The organism is Gardnerella sp. 26-12 (genome assembly GCF_001660745.1).
Classification (GTDB): domain Bacteria; phylum Actinomycetota; class Actinomycetes; order Actinomycetales; family Bifidobacteriaceae; genus Bifidobacterium; species Bifidobacterium swidsinskii.
In genome coordinates this window covers 1-24,442 of the sequence record NZ_LWSR01000011.1, presented here as the reverse complement: position 1 = coordinate 24,442, position 24,442 = coordinate 1, and the positions used below count along the sequence as shown (strand labels likewise).

Sequence of the window (24,442 nt, the reverse complement as noted above, 5' to 3'; positions counted from 1 at the left end):
ATATAAAATAAATCAACGAAGGAGGCGAAAGTTATGCAAAGCAATCAATCGACTAAAACTATTCGCGTAGGTCTACTTGGGGCTGGAACTGTTGGGTCTCAAACAGCGCGACTAATAGTTGAACAGTTCAATGAGCTTAAGAAGCGAACTGGTGCTGAGATTGAGCTCGCAGCAGTTGCGTGCTTACGCCCAGCGGAAGTTAATGTGCCTTGGATTAAGCGCGATTTGCTAACTACAGACACCGCCTCTTTATGTACTCGCGAAGACATTGATATTATAGTCGAGCTTATTGGCGGACTTGAGCCGGCACATACCTTTGTAAAAAGCGCGCTGAGCCACGGAAAATCCGTTGTAACAGCTAACAAAGCACTTCTTGCAAAGTTCGGTCCGGAATTATACGAGTGTGCAGAAAGTCACGGAGTTGACTTGTACTTTGAAGCGTCTGTTGCAGGAGCGATTCCTATTCTTCGTCCGCTTCGAGAGTCTCTTATTGGTGACGAAATTACGCAAATTTTTGGCATAGCAAACGGCACTACAAACTATATTCTTGACGAAATGACAGTGCGAGGACTTGATTTTGATTCGGCTTTGCGCGCAGCTCAAGAAAAAGGCTACGCGGAAGCGGATCCAACCGGAGATGTTGAAGGATTCGACGCTGCAAATAAGGCTGCTATTCTTGCAACTCTTGCATTCCAAATGCCGGTAAGTATTGACGATGTTTCCGTTGAGGGAATTAGCGCGATTACGGCTGAAGATATTGCGGCAGCGAGCGCGGAAAAGCGCGTGATTAAGCTTCTTGCGGCAGTTGAGAGGCACTGCGACGACGATGGCGACGGCGAGCCAAACTCGTATGGAGGAGTAAGCGTTAGTGTGTATCCTGCGCTTGTTGGTGCGGAACATCCTTTGGCATCGGTTCACGGCAGTTTTAACGCTGTATTTGTTAAGGCTCAAGCTGCAGACGACTTAATGTTCTACGGACGCGGTGCCGGCGGCGCTCCAACAGCAAGCGCTGTTGTTGGAGATGTTGTTAGTGCGGCTCGAAATCTTGTGCGCGGATGCTCCGGTTTTGGCGTGCCAATGTACAACAAGTATGTGCCAGCTTCTAGTGAGCAGACTAGGGCAGATTTTGTGATTCGTTGCAATATGGAAGATACTTCTTTGGCTTTGCGCGGCGAAGTTATGGATGTTTTTGCAGGTCATGGTGTTGCGGCTGAGCGTTTGGCTTCGGCGTGCCAAGCTAAGTATGCGCAAACTGAAGCTGATTCGGATTGCCCACAGTGCGGTCTTGGTGGACCTGGCAGTGTGCGCGTGCTTGTGCGCGAATGTTCGGAAGCTGCAGTTCAAGCTATTTGTGAGGATTTGCAGAAGTTGGATGTTGTGTGTGGAAAGCCGCTAGTTTTGCGCGTTATAAAGTAGAGAAGCTGCAGGTGATCGTATGAAGCCAGTGTGTAACAGTGTTTCCGTGCGCGTGCCAGCGACTAGCGCAAATCTTGGTTCTGGTTTTGATACAGCCGGTATTGCGCTTGATTATGCGGATTCTTTAGTTTTTACTCTGGATGATAATCATTCTAAAAATTCGCTTGATTCGCTCGATTATGCTGGAAACGTGCGCGTAATTATTCACGGCGAAGGCGAGGATACGCTTCCAAAAGATGAAACGCATCTAGTTGTAGCGACTTTTCGCAAAGCTTGTAAAATATTTGGTCTGCCAAACTTGCGATTTACGTTAGAAGCGCATAATCGGATTCCGCAAGCGCGCGGTATGGGCTCTTCTGCAGAAGCGATTGTTGCTGCAGTTGCTGCTGCTTGGGCTTTTGCGCACGAAGGTGATCTTAACCGCGAAGCAATTTTCGAAATCGCGGCCGCAATTGAAGGTCATCCAGACAATGTTGCTCCTGCAGTTTTTGGCGGTTTGACGATGAGCTGGAAGCTTGATGCTGGGGAAGGCAAAGGCTCTGTGCGCGTGGCTGGAGATTGCGAAGCTCCGCTTTCTACCGGTTTTCATACTGTACGATACAAAGTTTCGCAAGATATTTCCGTGTCTGTATTCGTTCCTGATTTCGAGCTTTCTACAGAGCTTGCTAGGCGCGCGCTTCCAGCAAAAGTGCCGTATGGTGACGCAATATTTAACGTGTCGCGAGTTGCAATGCTACCGGTTGCTTTTGGTGAGTTAAATAGCGATTCTGAAAATGAATTAGGCACAGTAAAATCTGATATTTCGAGAAATGCGTTACTTTTTGCAGCAACTCAAGATGCTCTTCATCAACCGTATCGTGCAAATCTTATGAAAGATTCATGGAAGCTAGTGGAAACGTTGCGCGAGCATGGTTTTGCTGCAGCGATTTCGGGAGCAGGATCGTGCGTTGCTGTATTTTATGCAGGAGACGCTGAGTGCAACAAGAGTGCAGCTCAAAAAATCGACTCAATTGCTGAGCCGTGGCTTTCGCGGGCTGGCTGGCGTGTTTTGCATGTGCAGGTTGATTCTATTGGCGTTGCAATAACTCGCGAATAACCTATGTGAAGTTGTAATGAAGCAACAAGTCAATAAATTGTGGTACAATTAGTTAATGGTTATTAGATTTGATCCCAAATCTGCATACAAACATTTTGATGAAGATCATCTAAATGAGGAAGAGATGCGAAAAGCTATGGCTGAACCTATATGGTTTGCTTTAGTTAATCCTAATGATGTGTCAAATCCGCCTAGTTCAAACGGAACATTCGTTGCGCTAGTCATATGTTTAAGGCATCCAGGTGCGTGGAAGGATGATTTAATTGAAGTGCTTGCAAGACCTCAAGGTAAAGATTTTTTGGTGTTTCACGTAGAGCATCTGACTGATAAATGGTTTAAATATTGGAAAAGATGGGGCAAATGAGGTGAGTGAAATGGATATGTATGAGAATTTAGCTGATGAAAATGTGTCTGTTCCAAATAATCCTCCTGTAATGCAATTTTCTGGCGAAGAAGCTGCAAAAATTATGCAAACTTTGCTTTCTGAAGATTCTGATGCAACTGAAATATTTGCATCCTTATCTGGACCAGGAAGACCAAATTCAAAAGAAAGGCGCGAAAGCAGTGTTCAAGAGCGTTTTCGTGTACCTAAATCTTGGAGTGAATATATTTCTCGCGCTGCTAAAAGAGATGGCATGCCAAATAAAAGCAAGTATTTACAGTCTTTGATTTTGAGAGATGCTCAGATGCATAATGAACAATGCCAGCTACAGGCAGTATTGCAGTAACCAGAAAATAGACTGTGTGAAGGATAAAAAGGAAGAGTAAGGTATGACAGTTTCGTTGATTTTGGCCTCACAGTCTCCAGCGCGTAGGGCTGTTTTGGCGGCCGCTGGCGTGATTCCGGTAATTCACGTAAGCGAAGTGGATGAGCCGGCGGCTTTGCGTGATGCCGCTAGTGAGCGAGGTACGAGCGTTGAGCAGTTGAACGTTGAGCAGCGAGTTTCTATTTTGGCTCGTGCAAAAGCTCAAGCTGTGTACCATGCGTGGAAGTGTGTGGCGGATGCGGCTGCTTCGGCTAGTGGCGATTTAGTTGTGGGGTATCCGCTGGAAGCTGAACCTGCGGGATCTGAATCTTCTGAATCTGCTGGTAATGCTTTAGCAAGCGATTCGCAATCAGACGTAACGCATAACGTAGATACGGCGCAAACTCGCGATTTTTCAGGCGTTACTGTTCCTACAAAAACTTTCGATATTCACGATTTTGCATATACGAGTAAATCTTCTCATGATTGTAGCGGTGTGCTGATTGTTGGCTGCGATTCCATGTTCTTACTCGATGGTGAGTGCTACGGAAAGCCGCATACTCCTGAAGTGGCATTTGAGAGAATCAAGCAGATGAGTGGAAAAACAGGACAATTGTGGACTGGTCACTGCTTAATCGACGCAAAAACCGGCAAAACTATTTGCAAAACAAGTCATGCAAGCGTAACTTTTGCGCAAATGAATGACGCGGAAATTCGCGCGTATGTAGCAACTGGTGAGCCTCTGGAAGTGGCAGGATCCTTTACGCTAGAAGGTTTTGGCGGAGCTTTTATTGAAAGCATTAATGGAGATCCTCACGGTGTTCTTGGAATCAGCTTGCCGCTGCTGAGACAAATGGTTTCGGAGCTTGGATACGCTTGGCCGGATTTGTGGAATAAGGAAAGCTTGGAAGAAACTGGCGAAAAGAATGATCCGACTTCCACGGAAGTGCCTAAAGAAAATGTGCATCAGCCGGGAGATGGCTGGGTGCATTGCGATTGTGGCCGCAGACATTGGGGTCATAACGGAGCTGCTGGAGTGCTGCTTGCTAGGCGAGATGCTGAAACTGGTCGCGTGACGCACGTTGTGATGCAACATCGTGCTCTTTGGAGCGCTGAAGGTGGCACTTGGGGCATCCCTGGTGGCGCAATTTCCGACGGAGAAAGCGCGATTGAGGGCGCGTTGCGTGAGTCTTTCGAGGAAGCAAATATCACTTCGGGAGATATTGAAGTTGTTGGAGCTTACCGCGAAGATCATGGAAATTGGTGTTATACAACGGTTTTTGCGTTTGAAAAGCCGGGGCATAGTGTGGATCCTTGCGCGCACGACGACGAGAGTATGGAAATTAAGTGGGTGCCGATTGACGACGTGCCTAAGCTGAAGCTGCTTACGGCAATGCGCACTGATTGGCCGTCGTTCCGCGCTCGTCTCGATTCTCTTGCCTCGATTCGCTAGTTGCGCAAAGGTAAGTGCGCAAAGATAGCTTCAATTTGGAAGTAGACTTCTAAGTATGAGTTAGTTTTGCGGAATTTGGAAGTAGACTTCCAACTTTTGCCATTTTGCACTAAACTTGGAAGTAGACTTCCAACTTGCGAAATTTTATTTAGAGTATTGTTTTGGGACTTAACTTTTTTATTTTATCTACGTGTTTGCGTTGCTTTTAATCTATGAAATCTTATAAAATACTACTTATGCGCTGGTGCATGCTAGTTTTCTGCTAGTTGTTAGATGTTTTGTGGCTTGTGCTTGATTTTGTAATTTTGCTTGTGATTCATGGGTTTTGTGTTAAGCGCATAGAAATAAAGTAAACAAATCAAATAAAGCAACTAATTGCGTAAATTTGCGTAAATATTAGGGGGCAATTATGTCTAATGCATCAAATATTAAAAAAGATATTATTACAGCAAAAGGCTTTACAATTCAGGTTTATACGGAAGATTTTAGGAATGATTACGTTAGTTTAACCGATATTGCGAGATATAAAAACAAAGAAGAGCCTAAAGATGTTGTTAAAAACTGGCTGAGAGTGAAGAATACTATTGAGTTCTTGGGATTGTGGGAGAGTATTAACAATCCTAATTTTAAAGGGGTCGAATTCGACTCCTTTAAGAATGAGGCTGGTTCTAATGCTTTTACTTTATCTTCTAAAAGATGGGTAGAATCAACAAATGCTATTGGCATAGTTTCCAAATCTGGTAAGAATGGCGGAACTTACGCTCATAAAGATATAGCATTTAAGTTTGCGGCTTGGATCTCAGCAGAATTTGAACTATATATTATCAAAGATTATCAAAGACTTAAATCTGATGAGGGTTCCAGGCTTTCGTTGAATTGGAATTTGAACCGTGAGATTTCGAAGATTAATTACAAGATTCATACGGATGCTATTAAAGAATATTTGTTGAAGGATTTGACTTCTGAGCAGTTGATGTATAAGTATGCAAATGAAGCAGATTTGTTAAATGTTGCATTGTTTAATAAGACTGCTAAGCAATGGAGAGACGCAAATCCTAAGTCAAAAGGAAACATTCGAGACGAGGCGAGTATTAATGAACTTCTGGTATTGGCGAATATGGAAAGCTATAATGCTGTTTTGATTTCTAAGGGTTTACCACAGGAAGATCGAATGGTGGAACTTAGAAATTTGGCGCGAGCGCAGATTTTATCCCTTGAGAATTTGAATAATTCTGGAATAAAGAGTTTGGATTCCGTGTTAAAAAGTTGAGTTTAATCACTTTTTAATTCTGCACTTAATGCTGATATTTACCTCGTCTTCTGGTACGTGTGCAGTACAGTTTCCGCGCGTGTCTTGATTCTCTTGCCTCGACTCGTTAGCTGTGCAAAGATAGCTGCGCAAAGGTAGCTTCAATTTGGAAGTAGACTTCCAAGTATGAGTTAGTTTTGCGGAATCTGAGAGCAGACTTCCAACTTTTGCCAATTTGCATTAGGCTTTTTGCATGCTTTTATTAGTTCGATTAGCCATATTTTGATAATCTCTGGCACAATGTGATAATATTTCGTATACGAAAGTATTGAGAGTTGGGAGATAATATTTATGAAGGTTTTAGTGCATCCTAGAGTTATTCGAAAACGACCTTGGTTCAGCGAAACTGAAGTAATAAATATGTGGAACTCATCTTGTAGAGAGCTTCCCAGGCAAGGTGAATATGAGCTCTTTCCGCTTTTATTGACAATGAGAATCTTCGAGCTTCCCAGGCAAGGTGAATATGAGCCTAGTCAGATGCTTTCACTTGCTTGGGATTCTCGCGGAGTTATTACGGAACTTATTGCATATAAGGGCGAAGATGGGGAATGGATTATTTTTCATGTAGTGCCTGCAACTAAAAGGTTTCTTGCTGAAATGGGATTTAGTCAAGAAGAAATTAGACAAATTTTTGGTAGAAGATAGGTAGGAGTGATTATGGCTAATTTTCGTGGTGAAGGTGGCGTTGATGTCACTGATGAAATGCTTGATAAATGGGAAAGTGATGCTGAAAAAGGCAAATATCACGGTAAAGCTGGTAATTTGCGTATTAAAAAGCCGCTCGGCAGACCGCCTCTTTACAAAGAAGCTATGTTGCCTATAACTTTTCGTATATCTGCTGAAGATGCTGATGCTCTAAAAGCTTCTGCGGATAAGCAGGGTGTGAAGATTGGGGATGTTGTGCGCGAAGCATGCAAACTGCTTCTTGCTCAAAAAGCAAGATGATTACAAAGTGTTGTGATTGCAAAGTTCTACGATTGCGCGCGGATTAATCACCCCAAAATAGCGGCGATTACTGCTATGCAAATTGGGCTAGTGACAGTAGAAAACAGTATGCCGTCGCGCGCAAAACTTAAGCCGACGTTGTAGCGCGCAGCATAATTGTAAACGTTTTGACCGGTTGGAAGTGCCGCCAGCACAACGCACGCATACAAAGTCGCCCCGCGAAAACCCATAACAAAATAAGCTAGCAAAAATGCAATTGCAGGCATAATAAGATTTTTTAGCACAGCAACAGTGGCAATAGCAGCGCGATTGGAATCTTTTCGTAAAGGTTTGCTTCCGTAAAGCGACATTCCAAAAGCCATTAAAATCATTGGAACTGCAGAATCGCCAATCATCTTAATTGGATCGTAAAGAAAATTAGGAACAGGGAAGTAGCCAACTTTTGCGGAAATTGCAGAAATAATAATTCCACCAAGCGAACCAATTAAAAGTGGCTGTTTTAAAGGCTGCTGAGCGATGCGTTTAAGCGAACATTTTCCAGTAGTTGTAATGTCGAGAACCGTCAAACCAACAGGAGTAAATACAGCCTGTTGCATAACTAAAATCGGAGCAACAAGCGCAGGATTTCCCAAAATATAAGTCGCAACCGGCAAGCCAATATTGTTGGAATTTAAATAAAGAGAATTGAGAGCACCTACAGTGCAGTCGGCTGCAGGAAGATGGAAGCAAAAGCGATTAAGCAGCACGAACGCAACTCCAACAATCATTGCAGAAAAGAATGCAACAAAAATCGAAGAGTGAAAAATCTCAAAAATAGGCTCTTTAGAAAGTATTGCAAACATTAAGCAAGGGCTGGAAACGAAAAAACTTACGCGATTTAGGACCATTTGAGCCTGTGAACCGCCAACGCGCATGCGAGCAGTAACATAGCCTGCAGCAATAACAATGCCAATTACGCAAAAGCCTTGCATTGCGCTGATTAAGCCCATTTCTTGCCTCCAAAATTCGTTAATTGCACGCAAATTGCATGCGTGCGAACCTATGCTGTAACTATAGGAGAGATACGCAACTTTTATGTGCGTTATGGATGAGTTTGAAATTATTGGAATTTTTAGTAACTGCTAATTGGCTTAAAACAGCGATGCAAATTTTAATATTCAACGAGTCATATATTTGACTCGGCAATATGGCATACTAGAGAGCGGTGGCACTGCAAGCCGCCAGGCAATCGATGGCGTCGATCCCCTCGTGAGCGTTTTCCGAGGCTGGCGTCCGCTGTCGCGCAGCTAGACTTTGTAAAGAGCTTTGGGGTGGCTCGCGCACGTGCGTGCTCAACTTAAAGCCAGGGATGCGAGGCGATGCAGCGTCTCGTGAGGAGCATAGTGCCCAGAATAATAAGAGAACGCTTCAATGAATCTGAAGCTGAAAATAGTAGAACTGTGTCTAAAACCGCTACTTCTGCGGAAATGTCCGGAATAATGCAATCTACAGATTTTGCGGAAAGTAATATAGCTGCCGGCGATACTTTGCAGCAAAGCTCTGGCGTTACGCGTCGCCGTCGCGGTCGACGAGTTACTCGTGGTGCCGGTGCGGCTGGAGAAGCAATGGAACTAAAAGTTGAGGATTCTAGTACGAAGGATTCTGAGCCGCATGTTGTTAAATCGCGCCCGATAACTTCGCTCCTATTCCAGGAGCCAGTTCTTCCTAAGGTAGTGAACAATCGTAGTGAAGAAAGCAGCAGTTCGCGTGATGACTTGCGTGACAACTCGCGTGATGTCTTGAATGATGATTTGCGTGATGATTTACGTGATATTTCTCGCGGAAGGCGCGGTGGACGCAACAGCCGCGATAGCCGTGATAGTCGCGATAGTCATGATAGCCGTGATAGTAGCGAACGCAAGTCACGTTCTGAAAGACGTGAGAATTCAAGCGAAATAAAGCGTGATAGTGGCAGAGGGAATAGTCGTGAAACATCGCGTGAAACAAGTCATTCTATGTATTCTCAAGATTCTGGGTACGCTAAGAATTTTCAGGATTCGCAAGATGATCGCGATGAAAAAACTCGCAAAAGCCAGCGTTCTCGCCGTTCTCGCAGATTGAATGCTGTTGAGCGACGTGCTGCAGCTGAAGTTGAGCAAATTGAAGAGGATCTTGCATACGACAATATTGTTTATGCTCCCATTGATACGCGCATCGATGAAACTCTTGATATTAGCGATATTTTATCTGCGGAAAATGCTTCAAATAGGCGTTCTAATCGTCGCAATATGTCGAATAACATCTCTAATGATGATGACGCTCGAAATGAAAATGGTGCAGTAGGCAGCAGAGATGGTAGCAATATCAGAGATAACAGAGATAGCCGCAATAGCAGTGACGAAGGCGATAACAGAGGTATAAACGACGATTATAATGCGAATAATGGCAACGATGACGATGAAATAATGATTACGCGTCGCCGTCGTCGCCGTCGTAGCTCTCGCGCTGATCGCAACGAAAGTCGCAACGAAAGCCGCGATTTTGACATCGATATTTCTAATGATATTGACGATGACGCGAATTCTCGCACAAAACGCGCAAGAATAGATGAAGTTTCTCAAGAAGATCGCGATTTAATTCCAGATCCAGAAGAACTTCGTGAGCAAGATGAGGAAGAAACTCTTTATACGCGTCGCCGTCGTCGCCGCCGTTCTAAATCCTCCGATGACGCAAATTCCGCGTCTTCTCAGGAAGAGTCATCCGACTACACTAATGCGAACGAGGATGACTTAACTTCTCGCCGCTCGCGCAAGCAGCAGTATATAGACGAAATTACGGATATTGAAGGCTCTACGCGACTTGAGGCAAAGCGCCAACGACGTAGAGATAATAGACGTGAGCGTAGCCGTCAGAACCTTCTTATGGAGCAAGATTTCCTTGCTCGTCGCGAAAATGTTGAACGATTAATGGTTGTTCGTGAGCGCGATCGCCACACGCAAATTTCCGTTATTGAAGACAATATTCTTGTAGAACATTATGTTTCTGATATTCAAGAAGTTGCTACTGTTGGAAATATTTATCTTGGGCGCATTCAAAACGTGCTTCCAAGCATGGAAGCGGCATTCGTAGATATTGGTCAAGCCAGGAATGGCGTGCTTTATGCAGGCGAAGTTAATTGGGATATGGCTCGTCTTGAAGGTCAGCCTCGTAGGATTGAGCTTGCGTTTAAGTCTGGTGATCCTGTGCTTGTGCAGGTTACTAAGGATCCAATTGGGCATAAGGGTGCTCGATTGACTTCGCAAGTAACTCTTGCAGGGCGTTTCTTAGTGCTTGTGCCATCTGGCGGCATGACCGGTGTGAGTCGCAAGCTTTCGGATCGAGAGCGCTCGCGTTTGCGTGCTATTGTGTCGAAGATTGCACCAAAAGATATGGGCGTTATTATTCGTACTGCTGCTGACGGCGCAAGCGAGGAGTCGATTGAAAAAGATTTAGATTCGCTTGTTAAGCAGTGGGAGCGCATTGAAGCTAAGCGCGAAGAATACTTGCATGGAAAGCGCCCTAAGCTGTTACAGGGTGAGCCTGATGTGGCAATTCGTGTTGTGCGCGATATTTTCAACGATGACTTCCAAAAGCTTATTGTTGAAGGCGAGGGAGTGCGTCAGCGAATTGATGAATATCTTGAGATGATGGCTCCAGATTTGCGCAGCAAGGTTGAATATTGGGATCCTGCTGAGCATGAAGGCAAGGACGTTTTCGATAAGTGGCAGATTGATAGTCAACTTCGTAAGGGTATGGAGCGTCAGGTTTATTTGCCGGCTGGTGGCTCTATCGTGATTGACCGTACGGAAGCAATGACTACGATCGATGTGAATACTGGACGATTTATTGGGCGTGGTAAGTCTTTGGAAGAAACGGTTACTCGTTGTAATTTGGAGGCTTCTGAAGAGATTGCGCGCCAGCTTCGTTTGCGCGATATTGGTGGCATGGTCATGATCGATTATGTCGATATGGTTATGCCAGCGAACCGCGATTTAGTTTTGCGTAGGCTTTTGGAATGCTTGGCTAGGGATCGCACGAAGCATCAAGTTGCTGAAGTTACGTCTCTTGGTCTTGTGCAAATGACGCGTAAACGCGTTGGTCAAGGCTTAGTTGAAGCGTTCTCTGAAGAGTGTCCAACGTGCAAGGGACGTGGGTTTATTTTGCACGATGAGCCTACTGTTTCTTCGGAATATGCAGATCCTTACGCGCTTAAGGGCGGAGATCCTTTTGTTAAAACAAACAAGTATGGTCACGGAAGCGCAACGGAACAGCCTGCGCCTGTTAAGCAGCAGGGTTCTAGTGCGGAAGTGAGAGCTAAGTTAGCGCGTATAGCTGCCGCGTCTGTAATTACTGACGCAGCTCATAAATCTGAAGAAGAAACGCAGTATAGCAATTTTTTGAATTCTGATGAAGAGTCTGTATCTTCTAAGGCGGATGAAACTAGCGAAGTTGCGGATGCTGGCGAAACCGCGGAAACTAGTGAAGTGGATAAAACTTCTGAAGACTTAGTTGAAAATAATTTAGAGGATACTACGCAAGAGATTGCTGAGTATACTGCGGAGCAACCTACGCAAGAAACTATGCAGGAAACTGCGCAAGATAATACGCAGGAAATTATGCAAGAAACTACAGAAAGTGATGATTGAGCCTCTGAATAGTGACTAAGTATATGCCTTGAGTACAATATTGAATATTGTCTGCATTGACTCATGAATCTAGCGACTTGACGTTAGTACATGGGTAGGTGTATTTTTGATAGTCGGTGTCTTGCCGCGCGTGTTTTGCTGTGCGCAAGGCAAAAGTAAGCTTTCAATTGAGCTAAGGAACGAATTATGTACGCGATTGTGAAGGCCGGTGGCCATCAAGAGAAGGTCGAGGTTGGCGACGCCATTCTCGTGAACCGTCTCGATGCAAAGAAGGGCGATACCGTGGAATTCCCGGTCGCGCTCGTTGTTGACGGTGCTAAGGTAACCTTGAGTGCCAAGGATCTTGCTAAGATCACGGTGAAGGCAGAAGTCTTGAACGACGAAGCCAAAGGTCCAAAGATTAGCATTATGAAGTATAAGAACAAGACTGGTGTGGCTCGTCGCAAGGGTCATCGTCAGAAGTTGACTCTCGTCAAGATCACGGCCATCGCCTGATTGACGGTGTTATAAACCTGAAAGGACAGTGAGATGGCACATAAGAAGGGTGCGTCTAGCTCGCGCAACGGTCGCGACTCACAAGCGCAATATCTTGGTGTTAAGAAGTTTGGCGGTGAAGCTGTAGTGGCTGGCAACATTATCGTTCGTCAGCGCGGCACTAAGTTCCACGCAGGTCAGAACGTTGCTTTGGGCAAGGATCACACGCTGTACGCTTTGGTGGACGGCAATGTGAAGTTCGGTATTCGTCGCGACCGCAAGGTTGTTGACGTTGTTACCGCCTGAATCTTAGCTAAGCCTAAACAGATTCGACAATAAGTCGACAATAAAACGTTTAAGCCGCACCCCCGTTCGGTGCGGCTTTTTTGTTCTCGCATGTTCCCGAGAATTTAAGTGTTTATCTTCGAGTAAGGTAGCAGTATGAGTGATTTTGTAGACCGAGTAACAGTGCATGTAAAAGGCGGAGATGGTGGAAACGGATCTGCCGGAGTTCGTCGCGAAAAGTACAAGCCATTAGCAGGTCCAAATGGCGGTAATGGCGGTGACGGTGGTTCCGTTATTTTTGTAGCTGATCGTAACGCAAACAGCTTACTTGACTACCGCTTCATGCCTCACCGCACTGCAGAAAACGGTACGATGGGCTTAGGTGACACTAAAGACGGTTCAAAAGGTGCAGACTTAGTGCTTCCAGTGCCTGTTGGAACTGTTGTTTTTACAGCACGCGGTGCCGCAGGCTCTCAAAAGCGACCTGGCGAAGTTTTGGCGGATTTGCAACATGTTGGAGACAAATTCGTTGTGGCGCAGGGGGGTGCCGGCGGTCTTGGCAACGCAGCACTCGCAAACAAAACTCGTCGTGCCCCAGGATTCGCGCTTTTAGGCGAGCCTGGCGAAGAACGCGATGTAATTTTGGAACTCAAGTCTATCGCAGACGTAGCTTTAGTTGGATTCCCTTCTGCAGGAAAATCAAGCTTAGTTGCCTCAATTAGTGCAGCTAAGCCGAAAATTGCTGACTATCCGTTTACTACTTTGGTGCCAAACCTAGGTGTTGTAAGCTTCGGCAACTATCGCTACACAATTGCAGACGTTCCAGGCTTAATTCCAGGAGCTTCCGAAGGAAAAGGCTTAGGTCTTGAGTTTTTGCGTCATATTGAGCGCACAGAAATTATTGCGCACGTAATCGATTGCGCAACGCTGGAGCCAAATCGCGATCCCATTAGCGATTACCACGCTCTTGAGCATGAGCTTGCGCAATACGCTGATAAGCTTGAGCTTCCGTTGGGTGCGATTCCAATTCCAGAGCGTCCGCGCATTATTGTGCTAAATAAAGTCGATGTGCCTGAAGCTAAAGAATTGGCTGATTTTGTACGCGGTGAATTTGAGAAAATGGGATTGACTGTATTTGAGATTTCTACCGCGTCTCACGAAGGCTTGAAAGAGCTCGGTTTTGCGCTTGGACGATTGGTTGAAAAGATGCGTGAGAAGCTCGCTGCCGAGGAAGCAGCACGAGAAGAAGAGCGTGTTGTCATCCAGCCTCTTGAGCAGCAGACTTCAGCTTTGCGTCGTCGCCGCGATGATGGACGTGGAAATAGTGCAGACTTTGAAATTAAGCGCGAGGAAGACAGAAATGGTGATTTTTGGTTCACTGTTACTGGCGCAAAACCTGAGCGCTGGGTTATACAAACGAATTTCGACAACGACGAAGCCGTTGGTTATTTGGCGGATCGCTTGGCAAAGCTTGGCGTTGAGGATGAATTGCGCAAGAAGGGCGCGCGTCCAGGAGACGAAATTCGTATTGGCACTGGGAATCATATGGTTTGCTTCGACTGGGATCCAAGTATCGCTGCCGGTGCAGAAGGATTGGACGGCGCTAACTTGGGTGCGCGTGGCAAGGATTTGCGAATCGAAGCGAACGATCCTCGCGGAGCAAGGCGCACGAATGCTGAGCGTAGACGAGATTATCACAGCATGATGGATGCAAAGAGCGCAGTTCGAGACGCGATGATGGCTGAGCGAAAGTCGGGTCACTGGGCGGATCCTTCTGTGGATGACGATCGCCATGATGAAAATAGTTTGTTTGGTCGTGGAGAAGAGCAGAAAAACTAGAAAAATCAAGGTCAAGGGGAATCTTATGAATAATCCAGAAATTGAGCTTACCGAAGATGGGGTTCGGTGTTCAATTCGTGAGGCGCGCACAATCGTTGTAAAAGTTGGCTCAAGCTCACTTACGAGCGCGTCTGGGCAGCTGGATGTGCAAAAGTTGCGCGCTCTTGTGACTGCAATAAGTCACGCGCAAATGCAAGGTGCTCGCATTGTGCTTGTGTCTTCTGGTGCAATTGCAGCTGGATTTGGTTTGCTCGGCTTTAATGAGCGTCCTAAAGATGTGCCAACTCAGCAGGCAACAGCTTCAGTTGGTCAAGGATTGCTTATGGCTCAATACGAAGCAGCATTTTCGCAATTTGGTTTCAGAGTCGGGCAAATGCTTCTTACTGCGGACGTTACTATTTCGCCGTCTCGCTACCGTAACGCTCAGCGCACAATGCTGCGGCTTCTTGAACTTGGCGTAATTCCAATCGTAAACGAAAATGATGCGCTTTCTAGCAACGAAATTCGATTCGGTGACAACGACAGACTTGCAGCATTAGTTGCGAATATTGTGCGTGCAGAAGCGCTTGTGCTGCTTACAGATGTGGATTCGCTTTATACTGCGCCGCCTAGCGAACCTGGCGCAAAACGAGTGAGCTTTGTGCCAGATGTGACGCGTGCTTTAGAAGAAGTGAAAGTTGGCGCAAGCGTTTCGGGTGTAGGTACTGGGGGTATGGTGACGAAGCTGGAAGCCGCGCATGTGGCGGCAGTTTCGGGTATTCCAACCGTGCTTACTTGCGCTGGAAATGCTGGTCCGGCACTGGCTGGAGATGCTGTTGGCACTGTGTTTGCGCCGGTGCATACGCGCGATTCTTCTAGGCGACTTTGGATTGGGTTTGCGTCTAATCCGCACGGAACTTTGGTGGTTGATTCTGGTGCTGCTAAAGCTGTGCGCGGCGGACGTGCGAGCCTTCTTGCGGCTGGTATTGTTGGTGTGCGCGGCGAGTTTTCGGCGACGGATTCTGTGTGGATTGACGATGAGCAGGGTAACCATTTGGCTAAGGGTTTAGTGGCTTTTGACGCGGAGGAAATTCCGGAGATTATGGGGCGTACGAGCGATGAGCTTGAAGAATCACTCGGCCGTCAGTATGCGCATCCGGTGGTTCATCGCGATAATCTCGTGCTTGTGTAATTGCTAGCGGCTTGTGTTTTGTCGATTTCATCGGTTGGTTTGGTGTTTTCGACAGTTTCGCTTGTTTCGCCCGTTTCGCGGCTTAAGGTTACACTGTAAATCATGGCAGAGAATATTGCAGAAACTTCATCCTCAGAAAATTGGCGCGTATTAAGCGAGCGTATTAACCGAGTCGCTCCGAGCGCAACTTTGGCAGTAGACGGCAAGGCAAAAGCTATGAAAGCTGACGGAATTGACGTCGTAAGCTTTGGTGCAGGAGAGCCAGATTTTCCTACTCCTTCTTACATTGTTGATGCTGCAACACAAGCGTGTAAAGATCCGCGCAACTATCGTTATACTGCTACTGCAGGTTTATCTGAGCTTAGAGAAGCAATTGCTCGTAAAGTGCAGCGAGATTCCGGATACGAAGTTTCCTCAAATCAAGTCGTAGTTACAAACGGCGGAAAGCAAGCTGTGTACGAAGCTTGCCAAATTCTTTTAAATGATGGCGACGAAGTTATTATTCCAGCTCCGTATTGGACGAGTTATCCGGAAGCAGTAAAGCTTGCAGGCGGCGTGCCTGTGCCGGTTTTGGCAGGTGCAGATCGCGGTTTTGAGCCAGATATTGAGGCAATTGAGTCCGCTCGCACTTCACGCACGCGCGCAATTATCGTAACTTCGCCTTCGAATCCTACAGGTGCTATTTGGAGCGCGCAAACTATTCGCGCAATCGGCGAGTGGGCTGTAAAACACCATATTTGGGTTATTTCTGATGAGATTTACGAGCACTTGCATTACGACGGCATTTCGACTTCGTATATTGGCGTCGAGGTGCCGGAAATTCGCGAGCAGCTGCTGATTTTGAATGGTGTTGCGAAAACTTACGCAATGCCTGGCTGGCGTGTTGGCTGGATGGTGGCGCCGGAAGATGTTGCTAAAGCTGCAATTAAGCTTCAAAGCCATATGACTTCTAATGTTTCTAATATTTCACAGCGTGCAGCAATTGCTGCAGTCGGCGGTTCGCTAGACGTGGTTGCCACTATGCGTGAGGCTTTCGATGCTCGACGCAAAGCGATTGTGGAAGCGTTGAACAATATTGACGGCGTTACTTGCCCTCTTCCTCACGGTGCTTTTTACGCGTTTGCTAACGTTGAGGCACTGCTTGAGTGTCCGCTTGGGGAGCATCGCGAAGTGCCGCATACTTCTTCTCGATTTGCTGAAATGTTGCTTGACGAAGCGCATGTTGCTGCGGTTCCAGGAGAGGCTTTTGGTGCTCCTGGATATTTGCGATTCTCTTGCGCTCTTGCTGACGACCAGCTTGCTGAGGGCATGCGTCGCATGAAGAAGTGGGTTGAAGCTTAAGCAAGTATGTATTGCAAAATAAGAACTTGCTTGCCATGCAAAACGCGACACTCGCTTTTGTGCGATGATATAACGAAATCATGCCCATGAGATAGTATGTCTATCTGGCGGTTTGCTATTTCGTTCCTTTTGGGGTATGATGAGCAAGTTCACCTTAGGGATGTGGCGCAATTGGTAGCGCAACGGTCTCCAAAACCGTAGGTTGTGGGTTCGAGTCCCGCCGTCCCTGCCAGTTTTTTGTTCAAGTTTTTACACGAAGGATTCAAGCATGGCGCAGGCACGCAGTACTAAGAAAGCAGTAAAGCATAACTTGTTCGTGCGTATTGGCATGTTCGTTAAGCAAACTATTGACGAGACGCGCAAGGTTATTGCACCTCATGGCAAAGAGTTGTTTGCTTGGTCGTCTGCAGTTTTCATATTTGTTGTATTTTTGATGGCTTTCGTCACCTGCATGGACTTCGGTTTGGGTAAGTCCGTAATGTGGCTGTTCGGCTGAGTTGAAATTTTGAAGGTGTATGCAAGATGACTGATGAATTCAATCTCGAAGAAGCAAGTGAAGCTGATGAGGCTTTTGCTTCTCATGATGCTGACGAAGCAAACGAATCAGCTGTGAATAATGAAGTTGCTGCTTCTAGCGAGTCCGTTGAAGCTGATGTGGATGAGGAATCTGCTGATGTTGCAGCTGATGTAGCTGATGGCGCTGCTGCTGACAGTGTTGCTGATGTTTCTAACGAAACTGGCGAAACTAGCGATGCTGATGAAACTACTGATGCTGACGATGCGAACGAAGCCGACCCGACTGATGCCGGCGCAATCGCTGTAGCAGAATTTTCTAAGAAACTTCGCACTTTGGAAGGCAAGTGGTACGTTCTTCACACGTATTCTGGTTACGAAAAGCGCGTAAAAACTAACGTTGAATCCCGCGTGCAGAACTTTGGTTTGGAAGATAAGATTTTCCAGATCGAAGTTCCTATGGAAGAAGTCGAGAAGCATACGGAAAAGGGTAAGAAGGTTATTACCCGCGTGCGTGTGCCAGGATATGTGTTGATTCGCATGTGGCCGGATGAGAACGCTCGCCGCATTGTGCGCGAGACTGAGGGTGTGACTGGTTTCGTTGGTCCTTCTAGAGAGCCTGCACCATTGAGCCGCAAGGAAGTTGTGTCAATGATGGCTCCGATGATTGCTTCTGAAGCTTTGAAGAATGCTGGCGATAAGCCGGCTGCAGCACGTAAGCGTAAGGTTGAGGTTGCTTACAAGGTTGGCGATCAGGTAACAGTTACTGATGGTCCATTCTCAACGATGGCAGCTGTGGTTTCGGACGTGGAGCCTACAACTCAGAAGCTTACGGTGTTGGTTTCCATCTTTGGACGTGAAACTCCTGTGGAGCTTGGGTTTAACCAAGTTGAGCCGATTGTTTGAGCTGAAAGCCTAGGCTTTTGTAGCTAGCTTTTGTAGATTTTATAGACCGGGGTGCGTATTGCACTCCGGTTTTTTGTTTTGTTTATTTTTTGTTTTTTGCTTTGCTTGCTTTTGCTTAGTTTTGTTTATTTACCGCGACACGCCGTAAAATGGGGAAATAATCCTAAATTTTCTTGCAATTACAGTGCTTTTATCAATGTAAATAATAAATATTTCCAAATATTTAGTTTGGCTTGCAAATAGGCGTGGGGGGGGTATAGTGCTGAGTGTTTGAGAAGAGCGTTTTTAGCAGAGAATTTTAGCGAGAATTCGAGTTTTTCAGTGCCGTTGTAATAACGACATTATGATATAAGAGGGCGAATTAGAAGGTAGGTGTATATGTTTAATTCGCATATATTTAGCCGTTTCCTTCGACTAGTGCGCTCAATTCGCCGTTCGTTATTTGCTTTTTTCGTGGCAATTACAATGTTGCTTGCTACTTTTGTGATTGCTCCAACTTATGCGTTGAGTGCTGGCGAAAGTGCTACTTCTACTGAGAAGGCTGAGGGTGCGAAGGCTGGTTCTACTAAAAACGATGGTGAATCGAATAAGCAGTCTGAGCAGAGTGAATCTAATAATACTACTGAGCCTAATAAGAAAAATACTGATACTTCAAGTACTTTAAATAAAGATAATAAGGAATCGAAGCCCGTTGAAAAGCAGCAGAAGTCTGATAGTAACAATGGTGTTGATAAGGCTAAGTCGACTGATTCTGATGTAAAGAAAAACGTTAAAGATGCTAAAAATAAAGCTGCTGATTCTGCGGAAGCTGTTAAAGGCACTGACAGAGGCGCGAATGAAAAGCCTGAACTTCCGGAAGCRKRYRWGWATAAKAGANAGGTATAATACTCCTGAAAAATGCTACAGCATTACTTATGGTAATAAAACAATAAACATTAAAAGTAAGAATGGCGAGCCTTATAATAGGGTTCCTCAGATTATTATTCCAACAATAAAAGTTGCAGGTAAAGTGCAGCAAACATTACCTGCTGGCGTGTGGCTTGGGTTGGAAGAGTATGCTAAAAGTGATGATTCTGTAAAGTATGCTTTTTTCAAGGGTGAGAATGATAGCTACACTGCTAAATCTACGAAAAATAGCGATGGTTCTATACGTTTTTTTGCGAGCAAATGGTTAGTAGCTAATACATATAGGTTTTATGTTGTAATACATTATCCAGGTGGTTCTAAACCCAAAACTAGGATTAAAGCGATACTTGCTAAGGATGATTTGCCTAAGGCTCAGCCCGGTGATTTGTCGCTTAGCTTATACGATTTTGGGAATGCGCAGGATGGTGTTGCGGTAAGTGGTAATAAAATTATTATAAAACCAAAGTCTAAAGGTTCAGCTCCTAGCGGAGGTGCTGACGGCAGTACTACTGACAGTACTGATAAGAAAGATACTTACGATTCTATTAATAAGCTTTTTATTGAATCGAAATCGACAGATAAGCCTGGTTCTATCTATCACCGTATGATTTGCCATGAAAATGGTAGCGATAATTATACGTCAGACCGTGTTAATGGTTTGAGTTTAGTTACGCAGACTCAGTTCAAGCATATGGAAAATCAGAATCGACCTGATAAAAATGCAGAGAATTCTGCTGTGTATGAGAATGATGATTATACTGAGCGCTCTCAAAGCTGGATTAGTGGCACACCTAAAGAGACTGGCACTTTTGAGTGCAAAGTGTTTGCTATTAAGGATGTTGACTTAAAACAAGACTTATCAACTCATAAAGAGCCACAATCGTCTAAATTGGCAGAAGAGTTTGGCAAAAGAGTCAAAACTAATACAGATATGAAGTTATTGTTCGATAATCCAGAACGAAACATTGTTGAAGATAAGTGGGACAATAAAACATCTATTGCGAAAGGCGTTGACTGGGATTATAAGACTGTAATAATCCAGTTTGGAGATAAGCCAAAGCCAAAAATTGGTGATAATGATCTTACGCTGAAAGTGTATCCGTTTAAAAACGGCACGGGTTCGTTGCCAGCGGCGTTGACTAGCAGCAATAACAATATTTCTGCGATGCTCGGTATGGAGCTTAAGCCGTTTGTTGATGCTACTTCTGCGGCGGATAGCACGAAGAAGATTACGTTGCGCGTGCTGTGCTCGAAGAGCGAGAAGAAGAATAATGCTTCTGGTGGTAGTGGTACTTCTACTGGGGGTAATAGCTTTGCTGAAAGTGGTTCTGCTGGAAGTGGCTCAAGTGCTGCTAATACTAGCGGTACTGGCTCGCAATCTGAGCAATCTTCTGAATCGTCGCAACCTGCTGATGCTCTTGAATACAAGACTTGGAGCAGTAGTCCTGCAGGTCTGGTGTTGAGTGTGCCTGAGGATACGAAGCAAAATACGTGTAACTCTAGTAAAGAAGGGGAGGCGACTTGCGAGTCGGTTGATCCAAGTAAAAAAGTGGCTGCGCGAACTGATAAGGAAGTGAGCATAAAGCCGACTAAGGTTGGCGATTACCAGTGCGTTGTGTACGCGTTGAAGCCTAAAGCACTCACTACGTTTGATGATGCAATAAAAAATACTAAGGCTGACAGTCTAACGCCTGATTCAATAAAATCTGCGCTAACTGCTACTCCAGCGTCTTTTAAAGAAAAGAAGGATTTTGCTGCTTTCAAGCTCGATATTCACTTGGCGAGTAATTTTACTTTGCCGCACACGGGCGGGCAGAGTTGGAATTTGCAGTTTGGTATTCTTGCCGCTCTGTTGGTAAATCTGCTGGCTGCTGGCTTTGTGGTAAGTCAAAGTGAGCGCGCTCGCAAATTAATTTTGGGAAGGCGGCGAGGCTTATGCAATCACGTATGAAGCAGTTGTATATGCATTTACTCGCTGTGCTTCGCATAAGGCGACTACGTACGCATTTGCGCATCAAGCCTTCCTGTTTCGCGCATTGTTTTATTGCGTATTGTTTTATTGCGCAGTCTTTCGGGATTCGGGAGCGTGATAACACAAGGTAAATGCCAAAAATTTTAAAACTTTACTCGCAAGAGCATGATCAATGCAAACTAATTCTCTACTTGCTGTAAAACGGCATACGAAAGGAGTGAACATGAAAAAGTTCACTAATAAATTCGTGGCGGCGGTTGCGTCGCTTGCGATGGCTGGCACGCTGTGCGTCGCCGGCGCTGTAACTGTGGCTGGGGTTGCGTGGGCTAGTAAGCCGGGTGTTCCACAACCTTCTGTTAAAATGGATCCTAAGGCTCCGTGGGAGAGTAAAGCTCCGCAGAGCGGTAGTTTAACTATTGTTAAGTGCAAGAAAAAGGATGTCTCTACAACTACTACTACCGTTGCTTCGTCTAGTACTGCTAATGCGTCCGCATCTAATGAGACAGGCAAAACGCAAGATACATCTTGCCCTGCTGGTTTTGAACCTCTTAAAGATGTTAGTTTCACTGTAACTAAAGTTGCATCCATTAAGGAAGGAACTAATGATGTTACTTTGAATCTTGCTCAGTATGATTCTTGGCAGAAGATTGCTGGTATTGTTTCTAAGCTAAACGCTCATCCGGAAGAAGCTGGAGTTGTAACTCTTGGAACTGGAACTGATGTGCACAATATGACTGCTACAGACAAGGATGGTAAGTCTACACTTAATAATCTTGCTGTTGGTTTGTATAAGATTGTTGAGAAGGTTCCTGATGGTTATGGTGCTTACGATTTCAGTAGTTTCTACATGACTTTGCCTTTGATTGAACAGAAGACTGATAATGGCAAGACCACAACTGTGTATGAGTATAATCCTGTAGTTAAGCCAAAGAATATTGATCTTTCTTCTGCAATTAAGAAGAATGTTGATAAATCTCACATTTTTGCTGGTGTAAAAGATAAAATTTACTACACAATTACCGCGAAGGTGAACAAGACTAAGATTGGCAAGGATTTGACTGAGAAGAATCTCACGGATTACGCGGTATTCGATGATGCTCCAACCTCAGCGTTTACAGAACCTAATAATCAGGGACTTGATGCTGCTGTGCAGTCTGTAAAGTTCGGTATAGGTAGTGATTCTACCTTTACTAAGGGTGAGAACAACGACTACACCGTTACTGCAACGGCTAATTCTGATAATGCTGAGATTACTACAGCTGGAGATACTAAAGGTCTTGCTGCTGGTCACACTCGCATTCTTGTGAAGTTCACTGAAGCAGGTTTGAAGAAAATTGCTTCTAAGTTGAATAACGTTGCTGCTGGATCTGAGGCTCCTCAAGTTGAGGTTGAGCTTGCGTTTGACATAAGTAAAGCCTTCAAGGATTCTACTACAGATAAGACTATTACTAATAAGTCTGGCTTCTTCCCAGCTCATGATGAGGGTACTACTGCACCGAATCCTATAATTCCTAATGTTGATGGCAGTAAGCCTACAGTCAAGTTTGGTTATTTGCAGGTTGATAAGTACAATTCTGAAGATGAGAGTAAAAAGCTTTCTGGTGCTGAATTCAAGATATTTACTGACAAAGAGAAAGCAGATTTGTGCACCAAGTCTCTTAAGGAAAATACAGCAGTAGATGCGGAAGATAGTCCTTGCAAGGCCGCTTCTGCATTTGATGAAACTACTGTTGAAGGCGGTAAATTCTCTAATCCTTACAAGGCTGAAGCTGGTTCAACGCTGTATGTTGTTGAGGTTAAGGCTCCTGAAGGATTTGCTTTGTCTCCTGTGGTTAAGGAAATAACTGTTAAGGATACAACTACCAACGATAATCCTGATACTTTGAAATTCCCTAACATTCCGTTGCATGGTGAAAAAGGCGGTAACAAGTTCTGGTTCAATCTTCCTGCAACTGGTGCTGCTGGCGTGATTCTGTTTGCGCTTGCTGGCATGGGCTTGATTGCAGCAAGCGTGTTCCTCTACATGCGCAATCGCAAAGAAGAGGAACAGCAGCAGAACGCTTGATCCGCTTTCTAAAGCTGGTCTTGTAGTCTAATAGCAAAGTGTGAGTCTAGGGTTTACTGAACTAAATCCTAGACTCACTTGCTCTAAAAACGTGTGTTTTCACGCGTAATTTGAAACAAAATTTACGTGTATAAACGTTATACAAGGAAGAAGCATGAAATTAAACGACGCTGTTGTTAAAGTATATGCTTTCTTCAAGCAACTCAAAGCAAAACCCGTCGCTCAAGCAAAACCCGTCGCTTCTGCAACCGAAACAACACCAGCCTCCACAGCAACGCAAACCGCAGTCTCCGCAACTGCAACAAAACCCGCTAAAAAACCCAAATCCAAACTCCGCCGTATTTTAGAGCCAATCGTTCTCGCGCTTGCAGCGATTCTGTGCTTCACGTACCCGATTGCGTCAACGTTGTGGAATAACAAGGTGTCGAAGGAGATTTCCTCTGCGTACGACCGTTTGAGTCGTAAGCAAACTGCGAGCGCTAGAGAGAAGATTTTGAACGCGGCTCGTCGTTATAATGCGCGCCACAAGTCGATTATTACGGCTGATCCGTACGATGGCACGACGGATTATATGAAGACGCCGGAGTATAAGGAGTATGCGAAGCAGCTGGATGAGCCGATGGGGATTATGGGTATTGTGAAAATCCCGAAGATTGGCGTTAAGCTGCCGATTTACCACGGTAGTTCGCAGGAGGTTTTGGCGTATGGCGCTGGACACTTGTATGGCACAGATTTGCCGGTTGGGGGTAAAACGCGTCACGCTGTTGTGACGGCGCATACGGGTTTGCCAAATGCAACCATGTTTGATGATTTAGTGGAGTTGAAGAAGGGTGATTTCTTCTACTTTGACGTGCAGGGGGAGACGTTGCGTTACAGGGTATTCCGCATTAGCGTGGTCGATCCGCATGATATTAGGTTACTTCAACGCGAGAATGGGCGTGATCTGGCGACGCTGCTTACGTGTACGCCGTATGGTGTTAATACGCAGAGATTGCTGGTGACAGGCTATCGCGTGCTGCCGGATCCTGTTTCCGCGCCGGGCGATAAGTTGCAGTGGCCGCTTTGGATGACGATGTTTGTGCTCGCGCTTATTGGTTGCGCTGTGATTCTTACGACGATGATTATTGCCGCGGTTCGCAAGCGCCACCGCCGTGCTGCTTCACTTGCTCATGCCAAACATATAACTGCTTAGAATTGCTGTAATGCAGCGTGTCGCGAAGATTTAGAGAAATAACACCTTGATTTTCGTGAAAATTCGGCATATATTTACCCCTGATTTCGTGAAAATTTAGCATAAATTGACATTGATTTTCGTGAAATATATACTATAAAACAATAGTA

Annotated in this window: 20 protein-coding genes and 1 tRNA gene; 20 read left to right on the top strand and 1 reads right to left on the bottom strand. The window is 45.3% G+C overall.

From position 1 onward, the window contains the following. Positions 1-33 precede the first annotated feature (33 nt). The 8 genes from A5295_RS01370 to A5295_RS01335 all read left to right on the top strand — a co-directional run bounded on the left by A5295_RS01370 (position 34) and on the right by A5295_RS01335 (position 6,965). Positions 34-1,416 (top strand): homoserine dehydrogenase, encoded by a 1,383-nt coding sequence (locus A5295_RS01370; protein ID WP_004109120.1) that lies wholly within the window; start codon positions 34-36, stop codon positions 1,414-1,416. Between the two features lie 19 nt (positions 1,417-1,435). After that, the gene (gene thrB, locus A5295_RS01365; protein WP_064621517.1) at positions 1,436-2,512 is read left to right on the top strand and encodes a homoserine kinase; all 1,077 of its coding nucleotides are present in this window, start codon (positions 1,436-1,438) and stop codon (positions 2,510-2,512) included. A gap of 55 nt (positions 2,513-2,567) precedes the next feature. Beyond that, on the top strand, positions 2,568-2,876 hold the full coding sequence (locus tag A5295_RS01360; protein WP_064621516.1) for a hypothetical protein: 309 nt from the start codon (positions 2,568-2,570) through the stop codon (positions 2,874-2,876). Positions 2,877-2,886: 10 nt separating this feature from the next. After that, positions 2,887-3,240 (top strand): hypothetical protein, encoded by a 354-nt coding sequence (locus tag A5295_RS01355; RefSeq protein ID WP_064621518.1) that lies wholly within the window; start codon positions 2,887-2,889, stop codon positions 3,238-3,240. A 43-nt stretch (positions 3,241-3,283) separates the two neighbouring features. Beyond that, positions 3,284-4,711, top strand: a complete 1,428-nt coding sequence (locus A5295_RS01350) for a Maf family nucleotide pyrophosphatase (RefSeq protein WP_064621515.1) — start codon at positions 3,284-3,286, stop codon at positions 4,709-4,711. Between the two features lie 409 nt (positions 4,712-5,120). After that, on the top strand, positions 5,121-5,981 hold the full coding sequence (locus A5295_RS01345; protein ID WP_004109131.1) for a KilA-N domain-containing protein: 861 nt from the start codon (positions 5,121-5,123) through the stop codon (positions 5,979-5,981). Between the two features lie 330 nt (positions 5,982-6,311). Continuing rightward, entirely contained in the window at positions 6,312-6,665 is a 354-nt protein-coding gene (locus A5295_RS01340; RefSeq protein ID WP_064621514.1) for a hypothetical protein, read from the top strand. Positions 6,666-6,677: 12 nt separating this feature from the next. After that, positions 6,678-6,965 (top strand): hypothetical protein, encoded by a 288-nt coding sequence (locus A5295_RS01335; protein ID WP_004109139.1) that lies wholly within the window; start codon positions 6,678-6,680, stop codon positions 6,963-6,965. A 47-nt stretch (positions 6,966-7,012) separates the two neighbouring features. Here A5295_RS01335 and A5295_RS01330 read toward each other — a convergent pair whose 3' ends face one another. Then, a complete protein-coding gene (locus tag A5295_RS01330; RefSeq protein ID WP_012914484.1) occupies positions 7,013-7,954 on the bottom strand; it encodes an AEC family transporter in 942 nt (313 codons plus the stop codon). A gap of 393 nt (positions 7,955-8,347) precedes the next feature. On the opposite strand from A5295_RS01330, the gene A5295_RS01325 reads away from it, so the two are divergent. The 12 genes from A5295_RS01325 (at position 8,348) to A5295_RS01270 (ending at position 24,293) form a co-directional block, all read left to right on the top strand. Then, entirely contained in the window at positions 8,348-11,629 is a 3,282-nt protein-coding gene (locus A5295_RS01325; protein WP_064621513.1) for an Rne/Rng family ribonuclease, read from the top strand. Positions 11,630-11,815: 186 nt separating this feature from the next. Further along, the gene (gene rplU / locus A5295_RS01320; RefSeq protein ID WP_004111933.1) at positions 11,816-12,124 is read left to right on the top strand and encodes a 50S ribosomal protein L21; all 309 of its coding nucleotides are present in this window, start codon (positions 11,816-11,818) and stop codon (positions 12,122-12,124) included. Positions 12,125-12,157: 33 nt separating this feature from the next. Beyond that, positions 12,158-12,409, top strand: coding sequence for a 50S ribosomal protein L27 (gene rpmA / locus A5295_RS01315; protein ID WP_004106248.1), 252 nt, complete (start codon positions 12,158-12,160; stop codon positions 12,407-12,409). Positions 12,410-12,544: 135 nt separating this feature from the next. Further along, positions 12,545-14,227: a GTPase ObgE gene (obgE, locus tag A5295_RS01310; protein ID WP_004109148.1), complete on the top strand. Its 1,683-nt coding sequence runs from the start codon at positions 12,545-12,547 to the stop codon at positions 14,225-14,227. A 25-nt stretch (positions 14,228-14,252) separates the two neighbouring features. Further along, on the top strand, positions 14,253-15,398 hold the full coding sequence (gene proB, locus A5295_RS01305) for a glutamate 5-kinase (RefSeq protein ID WP_064621512.1): 1,146 nt from the start codon (positions 14,253-14,255) through the stop codon (positions 15,396-15,398). 102 nt (positions 15,399-15,500) lie between these two features. Continuing rightward, the gene (locus tag A5295_RS01300) at positions 15,501-16,739 is read left to right on the top strand and encodes a pyridoxal phosphate-dependent aminotransferase (protein ID WP_064621511.1); all 1,239 of its coding nucleotides are present in this window, start codon (positions 15,501-15,503) and stop codon (positions 16,737-16,739) included. A 156-nt stretch (positions 16,740-16,895) separates the two neighbouring features. After that, positions 16,896-16,971 (top strand) — tRNA-Trp (locus A5295_RS01295). 36 nt (positions 16,972-17,007) lie between these two features. After that, on the top strand, positions 17,008-17,235 hold the full coding sequence (gene secE / locus A5295_RS01290) for a preprotein translocase subunit SecE (protein WP_004106254.1): 228 nt from the start codon (positions 17,008-17,010) through the stop codon (positions 17,233-17,235). A 26-nt stretch (positions 17,236-17,261) separates the two neighbouring features. Then, positions 17,262-18,158 carry a transcription termination/antitermination protein NusG gene (gene nusG, locus A5295_RS01285; protein WP_064621510.1) on the top strand — a complete coding sequence of 299 codons (897 nt, stop codon included), beginning with the start codon at positions 17,262-17,264 and terminating at the stop codon, positions 18,156-18,158. 1,009 nt (positions 18,159-19,167) lie between these two features. After that, positions 19,168-21,015 carry a hypothetical protein gene (locus tag A5295_RS01280; protein WP_231875266.1) on the top strand — a complete coding sequence of 616 codons (1,848 nt, stop codon included), beginning with the start codon at positions 19,168-19,170 and terminating at the stop codon, positions 21,013-21,015. A 244-nt stretch (positions 21,016-21,259) separates the two neighbouring features. Next, a complete protein-coding gene (locus A5295_RS01275) occupies positions 21,260-23,101 on the top strand; it encodes a SpaH/EbpB family LPXTG-anchored major pilin (protein WP_064621509.1) in 1,842 nt (613 codons plus the stop codon). 154 nt (positions 23,102-23,255) lie between these two features. Beyond that, positions 23,256-24,293 (top strand): class C sortase, encoded by a 1,038-nt coding sequence (locus A5295_RS01270; protein ID WP_064621508.1) that lies wholly within the window; start codon positions 23,256-23,258, stop codon positions 24,291-24,293. Positions 24,294-24,442 lie beyond the last annotated feature (149 nt).